This window comes from Streptomyces sp. RP5T (assembly GCF_003933965.1).
GTDB lineage: Bacteria > Actinomycetota > Actinomycetes > Streptomycetales > Streptomycetaceae > Streptomyces.
In genome coordinates this window covers 1-5,061 of the sequence record NZ_RSAJ01000590.1, presented here as the reverse complement: position 1 = coordinate 5,061, position 5,061 = coordinate 1, and the positions used below count along the sequence as shown (strand labels likewise).

The window sequence follows — 5,061 nt, the reverse complement described above, 5'->3', positions numbered from 1 at the left end:
GGGGCGTGCCACTCGGCGTCGCCGAAGTCCTGGAGCAGGGCGTCGAGACGGGCGGTCTCGGCGTCGTACGGGGCGGCCCAGCCGGGGATCGGGATGCGCGGCGGGCGCCGGTCGAGACAGCGGTCGAGGACGCGGGTGCGCAGGCCGGGGTCCAGGTCGAGGCTCTCCGGCCGTTGCAGCAGGCCCACCGCGCCGCGCAGCCGCAGCGCCTCCTCGGCGCAGGCGCCGCATGTGCCGAGGTGGTCCTCCACGGCGGCCGTCTCCTCGGCGGAGCACGCGGCGAGCGCCCACGCCCCGAGCAGCGACTTCAGTACGCGGTGCTCCAGGACCAGGGGAGCGGGCGGGTCCGGCTCGTCCAGTGCGGGCAGGGGGCGGCCGGTGTCCTCGACTGAGGCGCGGGGCAGCGGTATGCGGGGCGCCCGGCCCGTGTTGCCAGGACCGCCCGGCCCGCTGGTCCCGTCACCGTCCCGGTCGCTACCGCCACCGTCGCCGCCGTCGCCGTGCCCGGGCTCGTCCTGGTCGTCGTACGCCTCGAAACCGTCCGCTCCGCTCATACCGCGCCCCCGTATCCCGGCGGCGCGCCGGGCGCTCCGGTGTCGTGGGCCGTGGACAGCAGCTGGAGGCCCAGGCGGAGGCGGCGGCGGGCCTCGTCCTCGGTGATGGCGAGGTCGGCGGCGGCCTGGCGGTAGTCGCGGCGCTGGAAGTAGGCCAGCTCCAGGGCGGCCCGCAGCGGGGTGGGCATGGACTGGACGATGTAGTCGGCGCGGGCGGCGACCGAGGCGCGGCGCACCTTGCGCTCCAGGTCCTCGGTGGAGCCCTCGCCGGCCCGGTCGAGCGCGGCGGTCTCGGTGGCGCGCAGCCGCTGCACGGCCAGCCGGTGGGTCAGGCCCGCGACCCAGGAGCGCAGGGGCCCCTGTTTGGGGTCGTAGGTCTCGGGGTGCTCCCAGACGTGGGCGAAGACGTCACGGGTGATGCCGTCGGCGGCGTGCTCATCTCCGAGCACGCGGTGGGCGAGACCGTGCACGAGTGAAGCGAAACGGTCGTAGAGCTCGCCGAGGGCGGCCGCCTCACCGCGGGCGAGTCGCTGCTGCATCTTTCGGTCCCATCGGGGTGGTGCGTCCTTCTTCGTCATGCGGCCCCCTCACCCCTGGAAGTGTCCGGGTCAAGCCTGCGCCGACCGTCTCCTCGAATGTAGTCGGCACCTCCGGCAGCGCACGCCCCTTTGTTCCAATGCGCGCCCCCCGGGGAGCCTCAGGTGGTAGTGGACCTTCCTCTCCTCGGGCACGTGTTGATCAGAACCGATCGAACAGGATCGAAGCCGACTAAAACAAGCCTCTTTCGAACGGTTTCCGTTTTCCGGTCCGTGTTTCAGGGAACGGCCGCTGGGCAGCCACGCTGCAAGGAAGCGTAGGAAAGGCTTCCGTTTGCTTTCCGGCGAATGAAGGGCATGGTGGTGGCGTTCAATGTGACCGGCGACGAGCAGGGCGACTGGACTGTGCTCCGTGTGTCGGGTGAGCTGGACCTGGTGACCTCACCGGTGCTCCGCGCCCGGGTGCACGACGCGGTGGCCGAGGGCCGCCACAGTCTTGTCCTCGACCTCTCCGAGGTCTACTTCTGCGATTCCAGCGGTGTCGGCGTCCTCATCGCCTCCCGCCGCCTGATCCGCTCCTGCCGGGGCGAGCTGCGTCTGATACTCCCGGCCCAGGGTGCCGCCGACGGCTCCCACGTCAACCGGGTCCTCGGCGCGCTGGGCGTCCGCCGGCTGTTCGAGGTCCACCCGGACCTGGACTCGGCGACGGACGAGGAGGCGGGACCACTGTCCGCCTGAGCCCCGCACCGGCAACCCCTTCCGTCCGCACGGGCGTGGCGGGTGTGATCCGGGGCACGTGGACTGCCACATCCTTGTCCCGAATCTCCCCCGGTCCTGGCACAAGCGCCGCCTTCCGGCCCCCCGGGTGCCGCTCGCGTCGTACGCTCCGTGCGAGACGCACCCGACGTGATGTGAGGCGGCCCAGAAGACATGGTCAGCAGCGAGTACGAGCGCAGGATCGCCGACCGGTTCGCCACCTTCGACCAGGACGGCAACGGCTACATCGACCGCGAGGACTTCAACGTGGCGGCCAAGGCGCTGCTCACGGAGTTCGGCGCGGCGGCACGCTCCGACAAGGGACAGGCGCTGTACGTGGGCGCCGAGGCGTTCTGGCAGGGCATGGCCGGGATAGCCGACCGGGACGGCGACCAGCGGATCACCCGCGAGGAGTTCGTGAACGGCGCGCTCAAGCGGCTGCGCGACAACCCGGACCGGTTCGCCGAGATCGCTCGCCCCTTCCTGCACGCGGCGATCGCCGTCGCCGACCAGGACGGGGACGGACGCGCCACCGTCGAGGACACCGCGCGCGTGCTGCGCATCCTGGGCGTCGGCGAGGACGTCGCGCGGGCGGCCGCGGCCACCCTGGACACCGACGGGGACGGCAAGGTCGGCGAGGCCGAGATCGTGCCCGCCTTCGCGCGCTACTTCACCGTCCCCGAATAGCGCTCCCTGAGCTTGTACTTCAGGACCTTGCGCAGGGTCTCGTTGCGCGGAAGGGCGTCCACCACCTCCAGCTGCTCCGGCAGCTTGTGCGGCGAGAGCCCTTCCGCGCGCAGATGGCCGGTCACGACGTCCAGGCTCAACTCGGCCGCGCCCGCGGGCTGTTCCACGACCGCGCACACGCGTTCCCCGCGCTCGGCGTCCGGCAGCCCGATCACCGCCACGTCGCCGACGTCCGGATGCGCGGCCAACAGGTCCTCGATCTCCTTCGCCGAGATGTTCTCGCCCTTGCGGATGATCACGTCCTTGAGCCGGCCGGTGAGCACGAGATGGCCGCTCCCGGTGAGACGGCCGAGGTCACCCGTGCGCAGGTAGCCCTCCTCGTCGAAGGCCGCCGCCGTCTGCGCCGGGTCCAGGTACCCCTGGCACACCGCCTCCCCCTTCAGCCGCACCTCCCCGTCCACGATCCGCACGGACATGCCCTCCGGCGGCCGCCCCTCGGTCGTGGCCAGGTTCTCCGCGGTGTCGTCCGGCGCCCCCATGGTGATCATCGGCACCTCGGTCATGCCGTACCCGTGCGTGAGCTGCACGCCCATCTCCCGTACGACCGCGTGGTAGACCTCCGGCGGCTTGGGGGCCCCGCCGCCGGCGAGCAGCCGGAGCGAGGGAATCACGGGGACACCGGGCTCCTTGCGCTGCTCGGTCAGGAACATCGTGTAGAACGCCGTCGAACCGCCCGCCACCGTGACCCGGTGCCGGCGGTACTCGTCCAGCGCGTCCGGCAGGGCGAACTGCTCGAACATCACCGCGGGGAAGCCGTACAGCAGCAGCATCACGGTGTAGTCGGGGCCCGCGATGTGCGCGTACGGGAAGGCCATCGAGCCCACGTCGTCGGCCGTCAGGCGCAGTGCGTGCGCGAGGCAGGAGCCGCCCGCGATCAGCGAACGGTCGGTGTGGAGCACGCCCTTGGGGTCGGAGGTGGTGCCCGAGGTCCAGTAGATCCACCGCACGGAGGTGCCGTCGGCGGGCGGGGCGGGCAGGACGGCCGGGTCGCCGTCCGGGAGGTCGTCGTACGCCTCGAAGACGCCCTTGGCGCCGAGCCGCCGGGCCATCTCGGTGTGGTCGAAGCCCCGCCAGACGCCCGGTACCGCGAAGAACTCCGCCTTCGACTCCCTGAGGGCGAAGCCCACCTCGCGGTCCCGGTAGAAGGGGATGACCGGCGACTGCACGGCGCCCAGGCGCGCCAGGGCGAAGGAGAGCAGGGCCGTCTCGATGCGGGTGGGCAGCTGCCAGGCGACGACCGTGCCGGGTCGTACGCCCCGGTCGTGCAGGCCGGCCGCCACGCGCTCGGCACGCGCGCGCAGCTCGCCGAAGGTGAGCGTGCGGTCGCCCTGGAGGAGGACGGGGCGGTCGGGGGTCAGGTCGGCGCGGCGGGCGACCAGATCCCACAGGGTGCGGGACGCGCTGAGCGCGTGGGCGGTGTCGGTCACGGCAGCCCCCTTGTGGCACGACGGAACTGACGGCTCGTCAGATCGTGGGCAGAGCGTAGAGCGCGACGCCTTGTCGGTCCAGGGGTGCGGGACTTAGCCTGCCAGGATCTGACGGTTCATCAGATAGGGGCGGCTGTCATGGACCTCGCGTACACGCCGGAGGAGGAGGAGTTCCGGGCGCGGCTGCGCGAGTGGCTCGCCAAGGCGCTCCCCGCGCTGCCCCCGAAGCCGTCCCCGCGGGACTGGCCCGGACGCAGGGCGTACGACCTCGGCTGGCAGCGCATGCTCCACGACGCCGGGTACGCGCACGTGCACTGGGACGCCTCGCCCACCACCCGGCTGATCTTCCTGGAGGAGACCGAGGCCGCGGGCGCGCCCTATGTCGGCGCCGGATTCGTCGGACTGCTCCACGCCGGTCCCACGATCGCCGCAGAGGGGACGCCCGAGCAGTGCGACCGCTGGCTGCCGCCGATCCTGCGGGGCGAGGAGGTCTGGTGCCAGGGGTTCAGCGAGCCGGACGCCGGGAGCGACCTCGCGTCCTTGCGCACCCGGGCCCGCAGGGACGGCGACGACTATGTCGTGACCGGCTCCAAGATCTGGACCTCGCACGCCGAAGTCGCCGACTGGTGCGAGCTGTTGGTGCGGACGGACCCGGCCGCTCCCCAGCACCGCGGGATCACCTGGCTGGCGATGCCGATGTCCGCTCCCGGTGTCGAGGTGCGGCCCCTGCGCACGCTCGCCGGATCCACCGAGTTCGCCGAGGTGTTCCTCGACGAGGTGCGGGTGCCGGTGGCGAACCGGGTGGGGGAGGAGAACGACGGCTGGCGCGTGACCATGGTGACGCTGTCCTTCGAACGCGGGACCGCCTTCGTGGGCGAGGTCGTCGCGTGCCGGCGGGTGCTGGGTGAACTCGCCCGTACGGCCAGGGAGAACGGACGCTGGGACGATCCCGTGCTGCGGCGCGGGCTCGGGCGGCTGAACGCGGAGTTCCGGGCACTGTGGCGGCTCACCCAGTGGAACGTGAGCGAGGCGGAGGCGAGC

The 5,061-nt window shown here is 72.3% G+C and carries 6 protein-coding genes; 3 read left to right on the top strand and 3 right to left on the bottom strand.

The window, feature by feature from the left end; genetic code table 11:
* Both EHS43_RS37035 and EHS43_RS37030 read right to left on the bottom strand, forming a co-directional pair.
* A partial coding sequence (locus EHS43_RS37035) for an anti-sigma factor (protein WP_148104186.1) occupies positions 1-554 on the bottom strand: 554 nt, incomplete at its 3' end.
* Positions 551-1,132 carry a sigma-70 family RNA polymerase sigma factor gene (locus EHS43_RS37030; RefSeq protein ID WP_125195012.1) on the bottom strand — a complete coding sequence of 194 codons (582 nt, stop codon included), beginning with the start codon at positions 1,130-1,132 and terminating at the stop codon, positions 551-553. The genes EHS43_RS37030 and EHS43_RS37035, both read right to left, overlap by 4 nt.
* Before the next feature lie 315 nt (positions 1,133-1,447).
* Here EHS43_RS37030 and EHS43_RS37025 point away from each other — a divergent pair, with 315 nt between their 5' ends.
* Positions 1,448-1,828, top strand: a complete 381-nt coding sequence (locus EHS43_RS37025; protein WP_125195013.1) for an STAS domain-containing protein — start codon at positions 1,448-1,450, stop codon at positions 1,826-1,828.
* A 192-nt stretch (positions 1,829-2,020) separates the two neighbouring features.
* Positions 2,021-2,533, top strand: a complete 513-nt coding sequence (locus EHS43_RS37020; protein ID WP_125195008.1) for an EF-hand domain-containing protein — start codon at positions 2,021-2,023, stop codon at positions 2,531-2,533.
* Here EHS43_RS37020 and EHS43_RS37015 read toward each other — a convergent pair.
* Complete coding sequence (locus EHS43_RS37015) at positions 2,512-4,020, bottom strand: class I adenylate-forming enzyme family protein (RefSeq protein WP_125195006.1); 1,509 nt, start codon at positions 4,018-4,020, stop codon at positions 2,512-2,514. The two genes, EHS43_RS37020 and EHS43_RS37015, sit on opposite strands and share 22 nt — an antisense overlap.
* Positions 4,021-4,158: 138 nt before the next feature.
* On the opposite strand from EHS43_RS37015, the gene EHS43_RS37010 reads away from it, so the two are divergent.
* Positions 4,159-5,061 (top strand): acyl-CoA dehydrogenase family protein (locus EHS43_RS37010; protein ID WP_125195004.1); only part of this gene is annotated, 903 nt, incomplete at its 3' end.